The following is a 21,152-nucleotide window of genomic DNA, read 5'->3' on the forward strand; positions in this document are numbered from 1 at the left end:
CGTCGCACATTGCCAACACACGCTTACGTAAATCCATTGAGTATGCTTTCATTTCAAGCCTCCATGCTTGACCCAAGCATACACAACTTCTTCAGAGGGCGCTAGATGTGTTCGTGACTTGCTCTAAACGGAACCTCAATCCCTGGGCCGCCAAGAAGTGCGACGGGTGGCATGGCTACACGGGTAGATAGAAACAGGTGGCACGAGACCCGGATGGCACTCGGCAGGGTGGGAGTGAGTTTGGAGCCCGCACTCCGGGGTCTGAGCGAGTCGCCTTTCAGTGTCGCGCGGGTGATTCGGGAGCGATCTTCCGCAACGGCACGTAGCCGCTGCGGGCGACGGTGCGCTGGCCGGCGTCGGAGAGGAACCAGCGGGCGAGCTTGCCGGCCGCGCTGTCCATGTCGAGGCCCTTGCGGTACACCAGGTACACCTCCGTCACCAGCGGGTACTTCCGCGAGGCGATGGTCTCGGTGCTGGGCGCCACGCCGTCAATGGCGGCCAGCTTCGTGCCAGGCAGCGAGGCCATGAACTTGTCGTAGTAGTAGAACGTGAAACCGATGCCGTGTTGATCTTCAGGCAGGCGGTTGTAGGGGCCCATCATCGACATGGCCGTCATGTTCGTGCCAGCCTTAATGGTCTTGCCACGCATGACCAGTCTCTCCAAGGTCACCTGGCTGCCGGAGTTCCTCTCGCGAACGTAGGCATGGATGCCTTGGTTGGGCATTGGCCAACCGATCTTCTCCCAGAGCTTGATCTCGCCGGCGTAGATCTTTCGGATCTGATCGACGGTCAGGCCGGGGAGGGGGTTCTTCTCGTTGAGCAGGAACACGAAGGCGTCCAGGGCGACGGGCTGATAGACCAGTTCGACGCGGGACTTCTTCATCAGGGCCTCTTCGTCGTCGGAGGCCTTGCGGCACAGCAGCGCCAGGTCGGACTTGCCCTGGATGACGTTGACGAAGGCTTTGTCGGTGCCGGTGTGGTCGGTCTTCTCCAGCAGAAGCGTTTCGAAGTAATCTTCCTTGAGCGATCGCAGCGGTGGGACGTTGTTGGCTGCAACCAGGGGAGCCCGCCACCGTTCACCGCGCCCTGGGGCCGGCGGGAAGCTGTTTCGCACGGGTGCCAGCCGTTTGTTGCCGCCATTGTCCAGAACCCACAGATAATCGCGGTAAGTCAGGACACACGCCGCCAGCACGCCCAGCGGGTTGGCCGAAGTCGAACCGTCGACGCGGGGATAGGACGCGATGTCGAACCGCAGAGGCTCGCTCTCCGGGCGCGCCGCCGGTTGGGACGCTGGCGCCTCGTTCGTCCGCGCCTGGGCCTGCTGGCGGACGGGCGGGTCGCTGGTCTGCGGTTGCGCGCCGGCCGCCGCGCACAATGCGGCGACGATTGCACACAGAACGGTCAGGACGGCGACGTGCAGCGTTTTCATGGTGTACCCCTTTCCCATAAAAGAGAAGCATTGCGAAGAAGTCTACCCCAGGTGCGGACCGGAGGCAACAGGGGAGAGACCCTTCAGACATCTGGCGTCGGGGAACGCTGGACTCCGCTGCGCTGCGTCCAGCCGTGGATGAAACCCATCCATTCATCCACCCAACCATCCATCCATCCATCCATCCATCCATCCGTCCGCCATGCCACCTGCCGCGCGAATTGAACAACTTCCAAAGCGGCAGCTAAGGCTGCCGCACTCCATAGGGCCCATCCTTCCGTCGTTTCGCAGTTGGCGGTTACTTTCGCCAGCTTCGGATGGGCGGGTATTCGGCGTAGACGGCGTTGCCGGGCGGGTTGATCTGGTCGATGGCCGCCAGCGTCTCGGCGTCAAGGGTCACGTCGAGGCTCTTGAGGTTGTCTTGGAACTGCTCGAGCGTACGCGGGCCCAGGATCACGCTGTGGACCAGCGGATTCTGCAGCAGCCACGCCAGGGAGAGCTGGCTCATCGGCACCGAAAGCTTTTCGCACAGCGGCACGAGCTTCTCGACGATGTCGTAATACTTCTCGGCGTTGGGGTCGTTGGCGCGCAGGCGGAACTTGCGGGCCATGCGGCTGTCGGCTGGGGGCTCGGCGCCGCGGCGGTACTTGCCGGTCAGCCATCCGTCCTGCAGCGGGCTGTAGACCGTCACGCCGATGCCGTACTTTTCGCACAGGTGGAGGATGTCGTTCTCCGGCAGGCGGTTGGTGATGCTGTAGTTGAGCTGCTCGCAGCAGAAGCGTTCCATGCCGTGCAACTGGCTGGTGAGCTGGGCCTCGACGAGCTTCCAGGCCGGATAGCACGACGAGCCGATGTATCGCACCTTGCCCTGGCGCACCAGGTCGGTGAAGGCCCCGAGCATCTCTTCCGTCGGCGTCTGCGGCCATTGCCAGTCTGGGCGGTGGATCAGCAGCAGGTCGATGTGGTCGGTCTGCAGGCGTTTGAGCGACCGCTCGGCAGCGGCCATGATGTGGTAGCGGCTCGAGCCGCCTTCGTTGGGCCACTTGCTCCAGGGCGCCCAGCACTTGGTGGCCAGGACGACCTTGTCGCGGCGGTCGGCCAGGGCGCGGCCGACGATGAGTTCGGACTCGCCGTAGCAGTCGGCGGTGTCGATGAAGTTGATCCCCGCGTCGACGGCAGCGTGGATGATGCTCGTGCCTTGTTCTTCATCGGCGTCGAGTTTGAGGAAGTTCATCGTGCCCAGGCAGAGGGTGGAGACTTTCAGCCCGGTTCGGCCGAGATTGACATATCGCATTTCAAGTCCTCCGGTGGCACAGGCTTTCCAGCCTGTGGCTCAGAACAATACTATGGCTCACAGCCTGGAAAGGCTGTGCCACCTATTGATCCCAGTCGTCGGTTCGGAAGGGCGAGGCGGGCAGTCCGGCGCCGTTGACCAGGTTGCAGTCGGGGTTGTTGGCCCAGGCGTAGCGGACGGCCTTGGGATTGCTCGCGCCGCTGATCACGACGGTATCGCCCTTGACGGTCGCCTGTGCCCAGACGAACTTCTTGTCGTCGCCGGCGACGGCGAAGCCCTTGAGCTTTTCGCCCTTGCGGGCGGCCAGTCCCTGGGCGTGATCGAAGCTCAGGATGACCTTGTCGCCGTCGATCTTCATCGCCTTGTACAGCGGACCGCTGTAGACGAGTTTCTTGTCGTACACGGTGCCCAGGGCCCATAAAGCCAGGCGCTTGCCGACGTCCTGCTTGTTGCCGGGATGGATGTTGCCCGCCTCGCCGATGTCAATCGTGACGGCGATGCCCGTTTTGGGCAGTGCCAGCGACTTGAGCTCGGCTTCGCGCACCATCGCCCATCCGCTGCCCTCGACGGGCTGCTTCTGCGGGGCCTGGAAGTTGGGCAGCTGCACGGTCAGGAAGCATGCCGACTCGTCGCCCCAGGCGTCGCGCCAGGTCTTGATCAGTGTCGCCAGTTGCGTCACGTAGAGCTTGCCTTTTCCGGCGTTGGACTCGCCCTGGTACCACAGGAACCCGCGCAGGCCGTACGGCGCCAGCGGGGCGATCATGCCGTTGTACAAGTCGCCGCCGCCAGCGCTGCGTCGAGCGCCTCTTCGCCGCGGGGCGGGCGTGGCCTTGGGCGCATCGGCTTTGGCGTCGTCGGTCTTAGGCGCCGCGGGCAACCACGACTCGATCGGTGTTCCGCCGACGGAGGAATTGATCAGCCCCACAGGCTGCTTGAGGGCCGTGTGCAATTCGCGCCCGAAGTAATACGCCGTGGCCGAAAATCCCATCACCGTCTGGGGCGTGCAGACGTGCCAGGCGCCGGCGCAGTCGCCAGCCGGAGCGGGCGCACCGGCCTGGTTGACCGTGAACATGCGAATGTGCGGGTAATTGGCCTTGGCCGCCTCGGCCTTGGCGTTGCCCGACTGCGAGACGCGCCACCACATGTTCGACTGCCCGCTGCCCAGCCACACCTCGCCGACCAGCACGTCGTTGACGGTGAGGGTCTTGTCGCCGGCCGATACTACCAGCTTGCCCGCCGTGCCGCTCTTGAGCCCTTTGAACTCGACGCTCCACTTGCCCTCCTTGTCGGCCGTGGCGGTGAGCTTCTGACCGGCAAAGGCGACGGTGACCTTCGCATCGGCCGGCGCCCATCCCCACACGGGCGCATCCTTTTCGGCCTGGAGCACCATGTGGTCGGAGATAATCGCCGGCAGCTTAAGCTCCCCGGCGGCGAAGGCGGGGGAAACGACAAGTAAGCACGCTATGGCGGCAAGAGTGAATCGTTGCATTGCAGTTGTCCTTTCTGGAGCGAAGGCGATGTCTTGTATTTGAACAAGCGAATCGAACAGAGGTTTCTTGTGTGAGGACCAGCGGTTCCGGGACCATTCCGCATGGCGGCTGGAAACGGCCGTCATGGCATCGAGACGGTCTTCCTCACCACTCACCACTCACCACTCACAACTTCTCTCACAGGCACGTATATCCGCCGTCGATGATCAGGTCGGCGCCGGTCATGTAGCTCGAGGCGTTGGAGGCCAGGTACACGACGGCTGGGCCGAGTTCTTCGGGTCGGCCGGGTCGTCCGAGGGGAATGCGGTCCATCCAGACGCCGCCGAACTTGGGGTCGGCGAAGAACGGCTGAGCCATCGGCGTGGCCATGTAGCCCGGCGAGATCGAGTTGACCCGCACGCCGCGGGGCGCCCACTCGACGGCCAGCGACTTGGTCAGGTGGACGACGGCCGCCTTCGAGGCATTGTACGACGCCTGGCACTGGGGAACGTTGACGATGGACCCGGACATCGAGGCGATGTTGATGATCGACCCGCCGCCGCGCTCGAGCATCTCGCTGCCGACGGCCTGGCTGGTGATGAACACGCCATTGAGGTTGACGTTCATCACGCGGTGCCAGTCTTCGAGCTTGGCGTCCTCGGCGCGGTCCCACTGCACGATCCCGGCGTTGTTGACCAGCACGTCGATGGTGTCGAAGCGCTCGATGACCGCGTCGACGGCCGCGTTGACGCTGGCGGCGTCTGTGACGTCCATGTGGAGGAAGAGGGCCTCGCGTCCGAGGTCTTCGACGTCGCCGGCGGCCTTTTCGCCCGTCTCGTCGTTGACTTCGGCGATGACGACGTCAGCCCCGGCGTTTGCCAGCGCCAAGGCCATTTCATACCCGAGCCCCTGCCCGGCGCCGGTGACCATGGCGACCTTGCCCGAAAGATTAAACGGATCTATCAACATGCTCTGATCTCCTGATTGGCTGCGACCGTGAAGAATAGTCACCGCTTGACAGATGTAACGCAAGCGATAAATGATGGGCACGACTACCAGCAAGGCAGGGCTGCCGCTCTGCCAGCCGAAGATGTGTTCATTCTGCCGGAGCGGCCTGGGTGGCGGGCTGGGTCTCGACGGGGCGGTTCCATCGCTGCATGCGTTCGTTGTAGTAGGTTTCCCACAAGGGGATCTGATCATCCCGCAGCAGGGGCCTGATCTGCCGATCGAGTTGCCGGGTCTGGGCGATGAGTTCGGGCTGGAGCTGCCGGCGAATCTTCAGCATTTCCTGGACGTGGTCCTGAATCACCGGCCGCACACGTGCTTCCTGGTCCTTGCTGAGCCCAACGGTCTCGTCGATGCGCTTCATATACCGCTCTGTCAGATACGCCGGGTCGCTCCAGCGCCCGGCCGGTTGAGAGGTGAACAGGTTTGGCACCGAGGGAAAGATGGCGGAGATGCCCACGCCCATGGTCACGCCGGCCAGCAGGATGATCACGCACAGCGCCAGCGCCGGCGCGACGCGGACCTTTGCGGCCGGTCGCAGGGCGTCACGTTCGGGTTTTTGTACGCCGTTCATCAGACCACCTTCAAGATGGGATCGAAAAGATCCGCGATGACGTCCGCGCCCGGGTGCGCAAAGACCAAGGCGGCCACGAGCACCGCGGCGGCCATCGTGGCGGCGGCGCCGGCGAAGCTCCAGATCATCCGCCGGCTGAACAGGGGCACGGCGGCGGCGACCGGGGCGGGCAGATCCGCCATCACCCAGGCCGCGACATCGACCAGGGGCGGGCGGCTGAGTCTGGCCTTGGCTGCCAGGTTCTGCATGTTCAGATTGTCGTTCATAATTACCTCCGCCTCTTGTGTTATAGGTTCTCGATGCCCATCTTGTCCAGCACCGCCCGCAGCTTGCCTCGTGCCCGGTGGGCCTGCACTTTCACCATCGTCTGGCTCCACCCGGTGCGCTGAGCCACTTCGCTGACGGGCAGTTCTTCCAGGTACATCAGCGTCAGCACCAGCCGGTCGCGCGGGGGCAACTGCCCCAGCACCCTGTGAACCAGCTCGGCGGCCTCATCGGCGGCGGCAGGGTCGGCCTGGTCGTCCTTGGGGGCGTCCCAATCTTCCAAGGCCATGGTCTGGCGCTTCCGGTCCTGGTCTTTCCAGTGGCGATAACCCACGCGCGTGGCGATCCGGTTGAGCCAGTGGACGAACGGGGCCGTCCCGCGATAACCTTTCAAACTCACATACGCTTCCACGAACACGTCATGCACCAACTCCTCAAGCTGACTTTTGTCGCGCGTAAAATGCCACATGCGCGCGGCAATGGCATTCTGATGCCGTCGAATCAGGCGGGCGTAAGCGTCTCGCTGCCCGGCCAGGGTCGCCTGGATGTCCTGCAAGTCTCCCGGTTCCATCGAAGAATACTATCTCCGCCTCCGGTCGCTCTGTCCACGACAAACGCCCGTCGATCATCCGCCCCTGGGCCGCGCTGGGGTCCGGGGCAACGGCGATCCTGATTGTGCGGTCACAGGCTCTCATCGGACAACTCCTCACATGGGTTGTAGCGCCGCCGGCGGAATAGTTACAGGCTCTGCCCTGAAAATACAGCCGTGTGACGGGAGGCGCAGAAGGGTGCCATGGCGGCCGTTTCTCAGCCGCCCCCGAATATTTCACCGCGGAGATCGCAGAGACCGCAGAGGTGTCTTGAATCAAAAGGCTTACAGAAACTTTACGAGTGGGTCTCATGGACGTTAGATGGTCTTGTTTTGAGCCAATTTGTTCTCTGCGTGCTTTGCGGTCTCTGCGGTTCATGCAGTTTTCGGGCTATGGCGACCTGCCTGCCGGCAGGCAGGCCCGCCGAACAATGCGTGCGATGCCACCCCGCGTTGAAATTCCCGCCCGCGTGTAACCGCCGCCCGCGGCGGCGCACAAACCCGTTGGACAGGTGTAATACCTCACGAAAGAAAGGTCAGGTGAAGATGATGTCTCATAGAAACAAGTTTCTGATCGGCGCGGCGGCAGCGGTGGCGGTTCTGGTAATGATGCCAGACCGCAGCGAGGCACGGGTAAGCATCAGCGTGGGCGTCGGCGGCGGAGGGTACTATTACGCACCTCCTGCGTATTATCCCCCGGCGTATCCCTCTGGATACGTCGTGAGATACCACTCCTACCCGTCGTACACGTACGGGTATTCTTACCCATACGTCCGGAGCTATCCGTACGTCGCGGCGCCTCGCTACCACTATTACTACCCGCGGCAGCATTACTACCACGATCGCTACGATCACCGCCGCGATCACTACCGCCGGCGCTGACAGCCGGCAGGGCAACCATTGTCGCAAGGCCGCCGGAGCGTATGACCGCTCCGGCGGCTTTTTTGATTGCGTTGCGGGCACTAGTGCTCTGTCAGCCGTGAAACGAGGAGTATTGGGCCACAGAGACACAGAGGTCACAGAGGGCGTTGAATAGAAAACAACAAACCTGCTCTGTACTGCTAACCGTCCATTTCTTTTCTTCCTACGAAGATTTGCTGCATCAGCGATGAGCCACAACACGGGATGGCATGAAACAACAACGCCATCCCGAGCCGACTCCGTCGGAGGTCCCCCCCGGTGTGGGAGAAACAAGATAGCTTCAATAGCAGCAGGATCAGGCCGCTGGCGTCGTGGGCAGGCCCCAAACGGAGGCTCACGGGGGGCCGGCTTGGGGCCTGGGGTCCTACGGCGACGGCGGCCGGCGAAACTGCTCAAGGCTCTGGGCGCCGAGAACCCGCCTTTGGTTGCGGCCGGGCGACAGCGAGGCCGCGCCAAGTTCTCTGTGCCTCTGTGGCCCACTCCTGAGACCATCCATCAGATCATAGCTGACAGATCACATACCTGGTGCCTCCGTCGCGACTTTCCTCCCGTGACGGAGGCATTGCGTTCGAGGCGAAAATAATTTTCAATTAGTCAAAATTCTTCGCCCGCTGCTGCGTCTCATTGCCAGCGGGTGGGAGACGACAAAAGGGCCGGCTTGGGGTCCGGCCGAGCGAGTGCAGGCATTGTAGTGAAACGGCCTACAGAAGAGGACATAGCGGCATGGTACCCTTCACTGTTTTACTCTGCGCTGCGCCTGACTCGTTGCCCCGAAGACGCCGCTGATGTCACTCAGCAGGCGTTTCTTCGGGGCCTTGAAAACTGGGAGCAGTTTGATGGGCGGTCCAAGCCGGTAACCTGGCTGTTCAGCATCCTGCTCAACTGTGTACGCGACTGGGCCCGGCGCAACAAGCACCACCGCCAGGCCCAGCCGCTGGACGAATGGGCGATGCCGCGGGACCTTCAGGACGACCCGGCCGCCCAGGTGACGCGGCGGGAATCCGCCGCCGCCGCGCTCGAGGCCATCGGCGAACTCGATGCGCCCGTGCGAGCGGCGTTCGTCGTGACGGTGGTTGACGGGTATTCATACGGCGAAGCGGCCGAGATTCTCGATGTGCCGCTGGGGACAATCTCGTCGCGAGTGCATCAGGCCCGCACGCATTTGGCCGGCTTCGTCCGCGATCATAAAGGTGAGGCATGACGTCCATGGCACAGCACGATCTTGAACAGCGCATGCACGCGTTGATCTGCGGCCGCCTGGAAGGCGGCGAGCGCGCCGAACTGCTGGCGATGATCGCCTCGGACGCCGGCGCCCGCCAGGTGCTGGATGAGATGCTGACGCTCCAGCGCCTGGCGCGCGAGGCCTGCGGACATGACGAGGCCGCCCGGCGGGTCATGGAGACGTCTCTCAAGCAGCTCCAAACCCGCCTGCAAGCGCCGGCGGCGCCGCCGAGGTGGCGCATCTGGAAGGCCCGCCGCGTGGCGCGGAGCCTGTCGTGGGCTCTGCGTGCGGCGGCGGTGTTTATCGTGGCCGCATCGGTCTACGTGGCGTGGGATTCGCACCAGAGGCTGACGCGGCAGTTGTCGCGCCTCGAGCAGGCGGTGCAGATGCCCCGCCTGGGCAGCGAGGAACTGGCGATGTTCCGCAACGTCTGGCAGCAGGTTCGCCAGGGCGACGACCAGGCGCCCTGGGTGCTGCTCGATGAGGGCGGCGGACGGTTCGGATATCTCCCGCAGCGACCGGGGCTCAAGTCTACACTGGCCCTGGTGCGATGCCACATCATCGACAGCCAGACCCAGACCGTGCGGAAGATCCAGTTGGTCATGCCCCTGACCAGCGAATCGCGCCTGGCGCTGAGCGAGGCGGGGGAGTTCAACGGAAAGACAATCTCGCTCGACGTCGTCGGCGCCGGCGACAGCACCGTCGTCGGGCTGCGGGTGGGGGGGGCCGGCGAAGGCGCCACCGGCGTCAGCGGACGAGTGACTTTGGACAGCGGCCCGGTTGAAGTAGGCCAGTTCAGGCTCAACGGCCAGACCCTGCACGTCGTCGTGCAGGCGCTGGCGCTGGGGACGGGACAGCCCGGGCCGGCTTGAGAAGCCACCCGGGCGGGGATACAGGGACGGGGTAATGGGTCCAGTGCGAGCCATCATGGCCGCCGGCGCGATCCTGGGCGCGGCGGCGGCAGGGTTGTCGCCGGGCAACGTGGCCCAGCGGCCGACGGCGTGGTCCGCCGCGGCGATGAACCTGCACGGCGCTCCGCAGGCGGTGCATCGCATGATGGGCTCGGGGGGTCTGGCGGTGCTCGTCAGCGGTCCGCCCGGCGCCAAGGGCCGCTGGCAGTTCGGATATCAGGACGTGGTGATCGCTCACGGCAGCGTCCAACTGGACGCTCAGGGCCTCGGGCAGATCAAGCTGCTCGTGGCGCCGGTCCGGGCAAGGCTGGAGTGTACGCTGCTGGTGACGGATGGCCGCCGCAGCACGATGAACGTGGTGGTCTTTCCGCGATCGCGGCTGGAACATAATCGCCGCGGCATCGAGGCGTTGTCGCTGGCGGCTGTGGACCCGCGCGGGCTGCTGCACAAGGCGCTGGTCGAGGAAGGCGTGGCGTTTGCCGACGCGACGGCCTCGCCGGCGGATGACGACTCGGCCGCCGCAGTCATGATCGTGGGCGGCTACGACGACCCCGCCGCCCTGGCGCAATTGTGCCGCGGCCTCGACCGCCGGGTGCGCGCGGGCATGGACCTGATCGTGCTGGACCCGCCGCCGCTGTGGAGTGGGTGGGGCCTCTCGGTAGAAGCGGGCGACCTGAGCGGACCGGTGCTGCTGGACAAGCGGCTCGGACAGGCGCTCGAGACCGCCGATCTCGGGCGCGGACCGTGGCCGGCGACCATCAAAGGCGGCACGGCGCTGGCCTGGGTCGCCGGCGGTGGCGCGGCGCCGGCGGCGCTTATGGTCGACACGACCGTCGGCAAAGGACATGTGATCGTGGCGGCGTTGCCGCAGGCAACAGCCCCCTTGACGGATGCGGTGGGGCGAGGCGTAATGGACGAGGCCCTGCTGTGGGTGCTCAAACGCAGGTCCGCTGCCGGCGGACCGCAGGAGATACGACGATGACCATCAGAACGATCCTGGGCATATCCGCATTGGCAATGGTCTCAGCCGCCTACGCGCAGGGGCCCGCGGCGGAGCAGGGGACCCCCGTCGCCACGACCCGCCCGGCGGCCGCTATCAGCATGGCGATACTCGACTATGAAGTCACCTTCGAAGGCAGCGGCGACATGGGGCGGCAGATCGCCGACGTGCTGACGGCGCGGTTGAGCGTCGAGGACAGCTTTACACTCGTCGAGCGGGCCAAGCTCGGAAAGGTGCTCACCGAGCAGAAGCTCAAGCTCTCCGGGCTGGTCGACCAGGACCAGGCCGCCCAGGTCGGAAAGCTCACCGGGGCGCAGCTTCTGGTGATGGGCAAGGCCTTCAAGCTCGACAGCAAGCTGATGATCGTCACGAAAGTCGTGGGCGTCTCGACCGGGCGCGTCAAGGGCACGCTCAAGTCGGTCGATCTCAAAGCCCCGCTGTCGGATGCCCTGACAGCCGTCGCCGAAGACGTCGCCGCCATCATTAATAAGAGCGGCGAGCAGCTCCTGCCGGCCGACCTGAAACTGGCCGATCCGGTTGTGGAGCTCAAGAAGAAACTCGCCGGCAAGGCCCTGCCGAAGATCGCCGTGGTGATTCCCGAGACGCACCTGACGCGGGCGGTGATCGACCCTGCCGTCGAGACCGAGATCAAGAAGACGCTCATCGCCGCCGGCGTGACGGTGGTGGATACCGGCAGGAACGATCTGGCCGACTGGGCCAAGGCCCTGGCTAAGAAGCAGGACTCGCCCTGGCCCGAGGCGCTGAAGGACGCCGACTACGTCATCATCGGCGAGGCCTTCAGCGAGACCGCCGGCCGCATCGACGATCTGCTCTCGTGCGCCGCCCGGGCCGAGATCAACGTCATCGAACGCAAGAGCGGCAAGATCATCCACGCCGACCGCCAGACGGACCGCGCCGTCGACCTGGCCGAAGCCATCGCCGCCAAAACCGCCCTGCAAAAAACCGGCCGCCGCCTGGCCCTGGGCATCCTGCAGCATCTTGCAGACACCCTGCCCGCCGCGCCCAAGCCTCAGCCGTAGCCTTGGGTGCTGCGCATTGCGATGAAAAGGATATGCCATGCAGCGACTTGGACCGACAATCATTGTGATCTGGATAGCTGCTGGTTGTTCTGACGGCCATACCCTGCTCGTGTCTCAAAACGATCCCTCTGCGAAGGAGATTCTTGCCGCTGTTGCGCGCGTGCGACCAGGAATGAGCGTCGAGCAGATGCTCCAGGAGATAGTTCCCGTCGCGAACAGTTCTCCGTGTTTTCAGCGAATGTCCAGCAACGAGGTGCGCTACTTCTTTGTCCTTGGCGCCAACAGCCAGATTCAGATCATGGTTCGCTCCCCCAAAAACCTCCCGCAAATCTACCCGGATTACGCTGACGGCATCATCATCAGCGTGGGAAAGATCGAGCCCCTTCAGAAGTGGCCCAGGCGCAAGTACGAGGATAGCAATGGTGAGCGAGAGGATTTCAAAGACATGGGCCTGCACCTTGTGTCGGGCGCGCAGTAAGCGGAGCAGTGTCATCGTCAGAGAGAAAGTCGCGAAGATATTTTCTTGAAGGTGAAACAGGAGAAACAGCATGTGCAACAGATATTCCGGAGCAAGGGTCTTCCTGGTTCTTCTTGCCCTCTTTGCTGCTATCTCAGTTGCCGCATGTCGGACCCGCACGCGAGGACAATTTGCGGTGTGCATCACGAGCGCTTCGGCCCAAACAGTTGTGGTGGGGACACAAGAAGTCGATAAGGCTGCGCTGGCGAAGAAACTGGACGCTCATCCGTTGCCAGTTGAGGTGGAAATTTTCGGTACCTTGGGCGAGACAGATTTACAAGGTCTGTCGGTCGAGCAGCTAAGAACCAGGGCTTCTATACGGGGCCCTCGATACCAGTTGCTGGCAATCGAGGGGAAGAAGGTAGTTGTGGTCCAGAAGGAAGCACTAGAGGGGAATACCGATTTTGAGATCATTCGCGCTGATGAGGCCCTCGCTCGCTTTACGCTTGTTGAGAGAATCGCCAAGGATAGTAACAATGTGTTAGCCACGGCCAGTGTTAGCAGGGAGTGACGATAATCCGGGACGGTTACTCTTTTCCGATAGATAGGATCGCAAGCCGCTTCAGCGGCTTTTGTCCCGCCGGGAGGCGGGCTTAGCCCCGGCGTTTTACGCCGGGGGTCGAGAGCGGGTCTGTGACTCCCGCCCCAGCCCGCTTCAGCGGGCTTATTTGGAAGCCCGCTGAAGCGGGCTGACAAAGAGGCAGAGGCCGATTCGCGCCAGGGCTAAAGGCCCTGGCCTAACCGCGGCTGCGCCGCGACAAAGGCCGCTGAAGCGGCCTGCTTTATGTGCCGGCCTGTGATCGTCGCAGAAACTCGGCACAATGAGGATTTTGCCATGCGAAGAATACGATCAAGTCTGCGCGTCGACGCCAATGTGCTGTTGATGTGTCTCGTTACATCGTCATTTGGGTGTGGACAATCACGTGGCCCTTCTCTAATACGCATAACTGCACATGCGGAAAACACGTCACCTCGAATGATGCGAGAACGTGTGGCGTTGCCTATTCTTCAGCAGATCCAGCATGGTGCAATTTCTCATTATCTAAATGGACCGATCGTGAGCATCAGTCAAATGGGTGAAGTAGCTGTTTATCTTCGCCTACCTCAAGACAGAGTTCAGTCTCTCCTGACCGTCATCAATTCGACGACAGAGCAGCTTCCGGTGAATACTCACGTCACAGTCGATCTCGACACGCGGGCCATACCGGTAGTGACTGCCAAGATGATCAGTATGGTTGAAATTCAAGTCCTTGTTCCAGAGCTGCCGCGGTATAACCTTGATAGGGAAACGGCTGAAGAGGCTGCTCGTAAATTCAGGCGAGTGCTGCCACCTGAAGTGACACCAGGCCAAATCTCTCAGCGGTTTCATGATACTACCATTGTGAGTCCATCTGGTCCCGTCGCACTGTCCGCGATAGCTGCAATTTCAATTGTGGAACAGCCAAGCCATATTGTTGACACTATCCCAGCCGGCGAGGAGCGGCCAACAAAACAATAGTGGATGATATAGGGAAGACGGGGAATCCGGGACGGTTACTCTTTTTCGGCGGGACGAACAATGAAAGTTAATCAAGGCATCGCAGCGTATGTCGTGAGCCTGTTGCTCTCAGTCGGCGGTTGTGCGGCGGTGTGGGTTGCTTTTGGTTATGCCATGGCGCGGGCCGACTCCTGGGGGCCGCCCGCAGAACGGGATTATTCCTCCGCCAGCGGCGGGTTTGTCGCCCACGTCACCCCCGGCCGCGAACGCTATGACGAGAGCCGGAAGGGATGGGTGCAGGAGAAAGCTGCCCGCCTTGAGGTTTTTCGAGTGTCAAAGAGGACGCGAACGCTCGAATGGGCTTGCGATCTCGATAATCTGGGACAGTCACCTGTTTCATGGCGGGTGCTTGACAATGCTGGGAACCTTTTCTTGACCTGCAGTTTGCGGGGGGACGTCCACCGCTTTCACCTGCCAGCCGACGGTGTGCGTTTACGCGCGCACTCTGCCCCCGGAAAGTTGGCCCCTTCATTTGGCCAATGAAAGCGGTGGGCGTCCCAGGCCCCCGGCCGCGAACGTGCGGGATCGGCGACGGTCACTTCTCCAGGTGCCCAACAAGGCTGCGTCGCGCTTCCCACCACTGGTTGCCGTCGCGCGAGACGTAGTGCTTGCCTTCCTTCTTACCGACCTGGAATGACATCTGTCCGCAGACTTCGCTGTCGAAGATGAAGATGATCCGGTTCTTGTCGACCACGGTATAGGTGCCAGTCTCTTCATCCAGTGCCGTTTTGGCCCCCGGCAGGCCATCGAAGAAGCGGATGTATTTGGAATTGGCTCGCAGGACCCAGGTCTCCTTCACGTGCGACCCGGCCACGTCATATTCAAACTGCCAGATGCCCAGGCACTCGATGTGGTCGACGCCAGCCATTTCGCCGCCGCCCGCCAGTCCCGCGATCAGTAGGGCGCCCGCCAGCACATGTGTCTTGATCATAAAGTTCCTTTCAGCCTATTCGCTATGTGACACCTGCCACGGCATCATGCACAGGTTTCCCTGCCACGCAGGGGGACAAATCCCAATGGCCCTAAGTTAAGCGTTTTCGGATTGCAATGGCACACTAAATAAAGGCCTGCCTTGGCGAGGAGATGAAGGTGAACGGTCCATTGCTCACAGGCAAGAAGGCCTGCAATGCCGCGGCGTGCGTCTTCGCCAAAGGCCGGTACGTCCACCGCATGCACGGTCGCCTGGATGCCGGCCGAGGCGCACCAGGTACCTAAATAATTGTCGTATATGGGGTTGTGACATAGGAGGCTCGCGGGAATGTATTCTCCATGCCTTCGACAGGCGCACTATGCGCACCTGAAGACGGCGAAACCGCTGTGAAAAGTACAACAAAGTGCAAGGAAGTGGAATTGTGGCACAGCCCCTACCACTTTTGCGGGTGATGCGTCGGTGCGGCTTTGCTGCATTGTGGCGGCCCGGGTGAACACTGGCGTCTGAGGCCGCCGCGGGGTAATCTGTCGTCGAGTCCTGGGGGCACAAGGCCTTGGGACGGATCGGGAATCGTGATGTCGATGCGACACCAACTCATCATGTTCGCTTTGGTCGTTGGGCTGGTGGCGGCGCTGGGCGGCGCCGCGCAGGGGCAGAGCCGGCCCGCGGCGCCGGCGACGGTGTCGCTGGCCATCGTTTCCGGGCAGTCGAGTCACCTTAACGCTATCGAGGCGGCGCTGCTGGCGGGGCTCTCCAATGACAGCGGCGTTGCGCTGGTCGAGCGACAGCACCTCGCACGCGTGCTCGATGAGCGCCGTCTGGCGATGAAGGGGTTGACGGACCCCGCCACGGCTGCCGAAGTCGGCAGGCTCGTCAAGGCCGACGCCTTCTGCATTCTCGAGATCGTCGACAGCGGCGGCAGGGGCGCCTCGGCGCCCAGCGTGTACGTGCGAGTGCTCGAAAGCTCCAGCGGCATGCTGCTCAATCAAACTCTCCAGTCGGGAGGTGGGGCAGAAGCGGCGATGGCAGCCGTTCGTCAGGGCATTGCCAAGATGCGCACCGGCGGGGCTCAGCGCCGATACGTCTCGGTGCTCGAGGTCCGCAGCCAGGACCTGCGGCGCGACATGGACGATGCGGCCGCCGCGCTGGGGCAACTCCTTGAACATGACCTTTCGACCTGCCCGCAGGTGGTGGTGCTCGAGCGCCGGCAGCTTGCCCGGCTGCGGCAGGAGCAGGTGCTCACGGGCGCGGAACTGGACCTGAAGCGATCGACCGTTCTGGTGGAGGTATCGCTCCAACGCCTCGGCACAGAGACCGTCGCCGAAATTCGCCTGCGGCCGCTGGCGGGCGGCGAGGCCTCGATGTCGACTGAACGATTCGCCGGCACCACCGTGCCGCAGATCCGCGCGCAGTTGTTTGGCAAGGTGGCGGCGCTGCTCAAGGCCGTGCCGCCCGCCCCGGCGGCCGTTTCGGCTCGGCGGGAATCGTTGAATTACGCCCTCCAGTCGCGCCTTCGCGTGTGGCAGGGCGACCTGCCCGACGCGCTGCGCCTGGCGCAAACGGCCGTGAGCCTGCATGACAGCGTCGAGACCCGCCGCGTGTTGTGGCGGGTGTCGTACGCCATCGCCTTCGCCGAAGAGGGCAGCCCGACGGCATGGGAAGGCGGTGAGGGCAAGGAGGCGGTCGAGAACGGATTCCTGCCGCGCCAGCGAACGTACCTCTACCCGCTGCCGCTGCGCGTCGAGGCGCTCAAGCGCCTGCTCCGCATGGACACGGCCATGGTCCGCGCCAACATGGAGGACCCGACGCTGGAGGGGCGATACGAATGCATGACGCCCATGCGAGGGGCGCTGGACCGGGGGCTTCAGGACCAGTTTGCGCAACCGGGCGACCGCGCCAAGGTCCTGCGCATCGCCGATGAGTTGCGAGAATTGTACCTGGCCCATTATGAGACGATGCTGGCCTACAGGCTCCGGCACAAGCGACCGGTGTACGACTTCTACATCACGCGCGTGCTGACGGCCGCCGACATCAGCCGCACCAGCGAAGAGTTCTGCGGCGTGCTGACGCAACTGCTGCCCCTGTGCCGCCTGCCCAATGCCCGGTCGAACTCTCATCAATACTTCGGCGAGCAGTTGACCTTCGTGCTGCGCCAGGCGTCGCTGCGGTTCGGTCAGCCCGCGCTGCAGGATGTGATCGTCCCCTTCAGCGGCGGAGACGCCTCGGCGATGGTGGCCTTCGCCTGCCGGGCGGAATTGAGCTATGTCCCGGGCGCTACGGGCATTCACGCCGCCGCGGCAGCGCTGGATGTTTATTTCGACCATCTTCCTGTCGGCGGGGCGGTCAACAACGCTCCGTTCGACCAGAATGCGCCGATCCTGTCGCAACTGGTGCGCCGGCTCGAGGCCGGCGGCGCGATGGAAATGTATTTCGAGTCGCTGCTGCGGCGGGCCGAAAATGAATCCTCCGCCGCCCATATCGTCGCCAGCCCCATCGCGTGGGACCTGGCCCTGGAGCGCTGCCCGGCGGCGACGGCGCGCCAGTGGGCCTCGCGACTGCGCAGGCTGATGAATCTGGAGATTCCCAGCCCGGACCGCCAACAATTTGAGATCGCCCTGCGGAGCATGATCAACCCGTACCTGGGCGAGGGCTCACGTTCCGGCGTGGCCGGGCAGAGGTTTTCGCCGTGGCAGGCCTACCGCACGCAACAGGTTTCATTGGGCTCGCCGCGCGGGAAGTTTGAGCACGTCGATTGGTTCTTCATCCACCCCCAGGAACAATCGCTGCTGGTGGGCGTGGCCTTCGACAAACGGCTCTACACCCTCCTGAAACTCGATCCCGCGACGTGGTCGTTTCGAGTGCTGGGCAACTGGACCTGCACCAACGCCATTCCCATTCTGATCACCGCCCGCACCGTCGGCGAGACGACGGTCATCGCCAGCCGCGAGCACGGGCTGTTCCTCTGCCGCGGCGGCAAGTTCGTCAAGTGCATCGACAGCAGCAACGGCCTGCCCGGAAGGATCATCACCTCGATGGACGTTCTGGACGGGCGGATATACCTGGCGGTGATGGACGCCCAGATCAACGAAGGAGGCTCGTCGGCACTGCTGTGCTTCGATCCCGCTGACGAATCCTTCCAGGTTCTGGCCAACAACCGGGCCATCCGCCGCCGCCATGGCCTCGACGGCGGGCGGCGCTACTCGCTCCAGCGCATCCTGGCCGATCCAAAGCGAAATTGCCTGTGGCTGGGGATCAACGGCGTCGGCCGAGCGGGCCTGTGGCGATACGACATCGCCCAGGGAACCTGCTCGCAGGTGATCGAGCCCAACCAGGGGGCGTTTTTCTGGCCCGATGCGATGAAGTGGTTCGACGCCGACACGCTGATCTGTAACGAGGGAACGCTGCTGCACCTGGGTAGCCTGCAGTCCACCAACGTCCTGGGCACCGGCAGGCGCGAGGTGCTGTATCGCCACGCGCAGTTCACCGGCGACTATCTCCCCTCGATGCCCAGCGGCGGATGGGAGCAGCCCAACGAGAACTGCTTCGCCATCGGCGGCGACCTGATCGGCACCGACCAGACCCGCGACGGCCGCCAGCCGCGCAAGGAACTGTTCATCTTCAGCGCCAGGGACCGCATCGCTTATCCCTGTCCGCTGAGCGAGGTTGATCCTCATTACGCCGTCCGCGTCCCCGGCCGCGATGGCTTCGTGACGGCCTCCAGCCTGGGCTATGCCCTGACGTACGTCTGGCGCGAGAGTGGTGCAGTTCAGCGGCCCGCTCCCGCGCGCCGAAACGCGCTGAGCCCGCCGCCGCAGTTACAACCTCACCGCCACCTGCGCCAATGAAAGAAGGCTCGCCATTGGCGGGCGCGGCGTTTGCCATTATCATCTTGTCCGCGCGTGCCGCGGCCGTCTCGCCCGCGGAAGACGTGCGTGAATTACTGCTGTGCGAAGGCAAGATGCCTTCGCCACGCGCGGGCGGGACGCCCGCGACACGATCCCCTACCGGAGTACAGCCATGGACAGCAGGCAGGCCAAGATCGATCGCGTGACGGCGGCTATCGAGCATCGCCAGGGCGACCGCGTGCCCATCAGCGACGCGTTCTGGACGAACTTCATCCGCCGCTGCCGCACCGAACTGGGCGTCGGGGCCGATTTCGACCCGTACCGCTACTGGGACCTGGACCTGGTGATCGTCAACCCGAACATGGACCCGCACATCCGCGGCATCGAGGTGATCGAGGACACGCCCGAGCACAAGCGCGTGCGCACCGGCTTCGGCGCGACCATCGTCCGCAAGAGCACCTATCCCATGCCGCACTTCGAGTCGTTCGAGACGCAGAGCTTCGAGCAGATGGAGGCCCTGGTCTTCGACGATCCGAAAGACCCGCGGCGGTATTTCGAGGCCATCGACGATCAGCTCAACGCAGTCGGCGACGAGCTGAACCTCGGCTTGCCCGCGTGGATCGACCGGCTCAACAGCTACGCCGACGACTTCTGCGTCTTCGGCGGCGTGTGCGAGCCCCACGAGATGCTCTGGCGCATCGTCGGCACCGAGAACGCCCTGATCAAGATCGCCGAAGAGCCCGCCCGCATGGCGAAGTTCATCGAGCGACTGGGCGACTTCCTCGTCGGGCTCGTCGAGGGGCAGATCGCGGCCGCCAAGGGCAAGCTCTCGGGCCTGTACGTCTGGGGCGACGTGGCGTACGACCACGGGATGTTCTTCTCGCCGCAGTACTGGCGGCAGGTGTATCAGCCGCAGCTGGCGCGGATCTGCGAGGCGATTCATCTGGCCGGGCTCAAGGTGATCTATCACGGCTGCGGCGACGCGCGGGCGGTGTATGACGACATGATCGCCGCCGGCGTGGATATGTACAATCCCCTCGAGGTCAAGGCCGGTCTGGACGTCGTCGAGCTCAAGAAGCAATACGCCGGCCGCCTGGGCTTCTGCGGCAACATCGACGCCCGCATCATGGCCACCAACGACCGCGACAAGCTCAAAGCCGAAGTGCTCCGAAAACTCGCAGCCGGCCAAGGCGGCGGTTACATCGTCCAGTCCGACCATTCCGTCCCCAGCGACGTCGCCCCGGCCACGTACGACTACATGGTCAAGCTGGTCAAAGAGCACGGCAAGTTCCCGCTGCGCTGAAGAAAGGTGAGAGGTGAGAGGTTAGAGTTGCCTCGCCTCCCACCTCTAACCTCTCACCTTTTCTTGAGGTGCTTGTCGAAGAACTCGCGGATGAGCTTGTTGGTTTCGGGCGAGGTGAAGGCGGGGCCGCCGTGGCCTGCGCCTTCGAGGATCTTCAGCGTGCTGTCGACTCCGGCTTTCTGGAGAACGTCGTGAAGGCGGCGGCTTTGGCTGGCATGGACCATGGTGTCCTTGTCGCCGTGCATGATCAGAAACGGCGGGTCGTCTTTCGTGGCGTGCGTGACGGGGCTGGCCAGGCGCGCCTTGTCCAGGTTGTCCTTTACCGGCCCGCCCAGCAGGGCCGTCACCGGCGTGACAACCCGCCCCGGCAGCAGCGCCATGGGCACAAAGTCGGTCGGGCCGAACCAGTCGCACACCGCCTGAACGCGGCTTGAATACTCCTTGTTGCCGCCGACGTCGCCTTCGAGTTCCTTCACGCCGCCGCCGGTGCCCAGCAGCGCGACGAGGTGTCCGCCTGCCGAAGCGCCCCAGACGCCGATGCGGTCGGCGTCGAAGTTGTACTCCTTCGCGTGCGCCCGCACCCAGCGGATGGCGGCTTTGCAGTCGTGGATCTGCGCCGGGAAAACGGCTTCCTGGCTGAGCCGGTAGTTGATGCTGACGCCGGCGTACCCCATTGCGGGCACGGCCGCCGCGGGCGTGCGGGTCTTGCTGCCCTGCTGCCATCCGCCTCCGTGGATCCACACGATCACCGGGACGGGCTTGTCCGTTCGCGCCGGCAGGTACAGGTCCAGCAGCAGGCGCTTGTTGCCCACGCGGGCGTACTCGACGTCGCGCCGCACGCCGCCCCGCGCCGGGGCCGACGCCGGCGCCGAGGCCGTCGCCGGCCGCGGCCTGTCCGCACCCGCGCCGACGCCCGCAGCCCACGCCATCGCGGCCGCGCACAGACTGATCCCTGTGATCCGTTTCATCATCATGACCGCTCCACTACTGATAACGCAGCGGGCGCGTGAAAATTCAGGATCATGTCCAAATTGCGGAGACGTCCGGTTAAGACAGCAGCACTCGGGCAATGCGCAGGCCGCTTCAGCGGCCTTCGTCGCGGCGCAGCCGCGGTTAGGCCAGGGCTTCTAGCCCTGGCACACGTGACAGCGAATCGTTGCTTTTCAGCCCGCTTCAGCGGGCTTCCAGAAGCCCGCTGAAGCGGGCTGGGCAGAGACCGCGAAACCCCGCGTGGCTGCCCGGCGTAAAACGCCGGGGCTAACCCCGCCTTCGGCGGGACAAAAGCCGCTAAAGCGGCTTGC

The 21,152-nt window shown here is 63.8% G+C and carries 19 protein-coding genes; 10 read left to right on the forward strand and 9 right to left on the reverse strand.

Going from position 1 to position 21,152, the window contains the following annotated elements:
* Positions 1–277 precede the first annotated feature (277 nt).
* The 7 genes from ABFD92_18165 to ABFD92_18195 form a co-directional block, all read right to left on the reverse strand.
* The gene (locus ABFD92_18165) at positions 278–1,429 is read right to left on the reverse strand and encodes a substrate-binding domain-containing protein (GenBank protein ID MEN6506466.1); all 1,152 of its coding nucleotides are present in this window, start codon (positions 1,427–1,429) and stop codon (positions 278–280) included.
* A gap of 298 nt (positions 1,430–1,727) precedes the next feature.
* Entirely contained in the window at positions 1,728–2,723 is a 996-nt protein-coding gene (locus tag ABFD92_18170) for an aldo/keto reductase (protein ID MEN6506467.1), read from the reverse strand.
* 82 nt (positions 2,724–2,805) lie between these two features.
* Positions 2,806–4,212, reverse strand: a complete 1,407-nt coding sequence (locus ABFD92_18175; protein MEN6506468.1) for a sialate O-acetylesterase — start codon at positions 4,210–4,212, stop codon at positions 2,806–2,808.
* A gap of 178 nt (positions 4,213–4,390) precedes the next feature.
* Entirely contained in the window at positions 4,391–5,161 is a 771-nt protein-coding gene (locus ABFD92_18180; protein ID MEN6506469.1) for a glucose 1-dehydrogenase, read from the reverse strand.
* A 127-nt stretch (positions 5,162–5,288) separates the two neighbouring features.
* Positions 5,289–5,771: a hypothetical protein gene (locus tag ABFD92_18185; protein MEN6506470.1), complete on the reverse strand. Its 483-nt coding sequence runs from the start codon at positions 5,769–5,771 to the stop codon at positions 5,289–5,291.
* Positions 5,771–6,037 carry a hypothetical protein gene (locus ABFD92_18190; GenBank protein ID MEN6506471.1) on the reverse strand — a complete coding sequence of 89 codons (267 nt, stop codon included), beginning with the start codon at positions 6,035–6,037 and terminating at the stop codon, positions 5,771–5,773. The genes ABFD92_18185 and ABFD92_18190 overlap by 1 nt, the downstream gene beginning before the upstream one ends.
* Positions 6,038–6,057: 20 nt before the next feature.
* Positions 6,058–6,606: an RNA polymerase sigma factor gene (locus ABFD92_18195; protein ID MEN6506472.1), complete on the reverse strand. Its 549-nt coding sequence runs from the start codon at positions 6,604–6,606 to the stop codon at positions 6,058–6,060.
* Between the two features lie 567 nt (positions 6,607–7,173).
* Here ABFD92_18195 and ABFD92_18200 point away from each other — a divergent pair.
* From ABFD92_18200 to ABFD92_18235, 8 genes are all read left to right on the forward strand, one after another.
* Entirely contained in the window at positions 7,174–7,506 is a 333-nt protein-coding gene (locus tag ABFD92_18200) for a hypothetical protein (protein MEN6506473.1), read from the forward strand.
* A 730-nt stretch (positions 7,507–8,236) separates the two neighbouring features.
* Positions 8,237–8,746, forward strand: coding sequence for an RNA polymerase sigma factor (locus ABFD92_18205; protein ID MEN6506474.1), 510 nt, complete (start codon positions 8,237–8,239; stop codon positions 8,744–8,746).
* Positions 8,743–9,639: a hypothetical protein gene (locus ABFD92_18210; GenBank protein MEN6506475.1), complete on the forward strand. Its 897-nt coding sequence runs from the start codon at positions 8,743–8,745 to the stop codon at positions 9,637–9,639. The genes ABFD92_18205 and ABFD92_18210 overlap by 4 nt, the downstream gene beginning before the upstream one ends.
* Positions 9,640–9,673: 34 nt before the next feature.
* Positions 9,674–10,660 carry a hypothetical protein gene (locus ABFD92_18215; GenBank protein MEN6506476.1) on the forward strand — a complete coding sequence of 329 codons (987 nt, stop codon included), beginning with the start codon at positions 9,674–9,676 and terminating at the stop codon, positions 10,658–10,660.
* Positions 10,657–11,718 (forward strand): CsgG/HfaB family protein, encoded by a 1,062-nt coding sequence (locus ABFD92_18220; protein MEN6506477.1) that lies wholly within the window; start codon positions 10,657–10,659, stop codon positions 11,716–11,718. Before ABFD92_18215 ends, ABFD92_18220 begins: the two co-directional genes overlap by 4 nt.
* 37 nt (positions 11,719–11,755) lie before the next feature.
* Entirely contained in the window at positions 11,756–12,196 is a 441-nt protein-coding gene (locus ABFD92_18225; GenBank protein ID MEN6506478.1) for a hypothetical protein, read from the forward strand.
* Positions 12,197–12,266: 70 nt separating this feature from the next.
* Entirely contained in the window at positions 12,267–12,746 is a 480-nt protein-coding gene (locus ABFD92_18230) for a hypothetical protein (protein MEN6506479.1), read from the forward strand.
* Between the two features lie 465 nt (positions 12,747–13,211).
* Complete coding sequence (locus ABFD92_18235) at positions 13,212–13,733, forward strand: hypothetical protein (GenBank protein ID MEN6506480.1); 522 nt, start codon at positions 13,212–13,214, stop codon at positions 13,731–13,733.
* 574 nt (positions 13,734–14,307) lie between these two features.
* On the opposite strand, the gene ABFD92_18240 is transcribed toward ABFD92_18235, so the two are convergent.
* On the reverse strand, positions 14,308–14,703 hold the full coding sequence (locus tag ABFD92_18240; protein ID MEN6506481.1) for a hypothetical protein: 396 nt from the start codon (positions 14,701–14,703) through the stop codon (positions 14,308–14,310).
* Positions 14,704–15,275: 572 nt separating this feature from the next.
* Here ABFD92_18240 and ABFD92_18245 point away from each other — a divergent pair.
* Both ABFD92_18245 and ABFD92_18250 read left to right on the forward strand, forming a co-directional pair.
* Positions 15,276–18,548: a hypothetical protein gene (locus ABFD92_18245; GenBank protein ID MEN6506482.1), complete on the forward strand. Its 3,273-nt coding sequence runs from the start codon at positions 15,276–15,278 to the stop codon at positions 18,546–18,548.
* Between the two features lie 100 nt (positions 18,549–18,648).
* Positions 18,649–19,851 carry a uroporphyrinogen decarboxylase family protein gene (locus ABFD92_18250; protein ID MEN6506483.1) on the forward strand — a complete coding sequence of 401 codons (1,203 nt, stop codon included), beginning with the start codon at positions 18,649–18,651 and terminating at the stop codon, positions 19,849–19,851.
* 53 nt (positions 19,852–19,904) lie between these two features.
* Here the strand turns inward: ABFD92_18250 and ABFD92_18255 are convergent, their stop codons facing one another.
* Positions 19,905–20,825 (reverse strand): alpha/beta hydrolase, encoded by a 921-nt coding sequence (locus tag ABFD92_18255; protein MEN6506484.1) that lies wholly within the window; start codon positions 20,823–20,825, stop codon positions 19,905–19,907.
* Between the last annotated feature and the right edge of the window lie 327 nt (positions 20,826–21,152).

It is taken from the genome of Planctomycetaceae bacterium (genome assembly GCA_039680605.1).
Classification (GTDB): Bacteria; Planctomycetota; Phycisphaerae; order SM23-33; family SM23-33; genus JAJFUU01.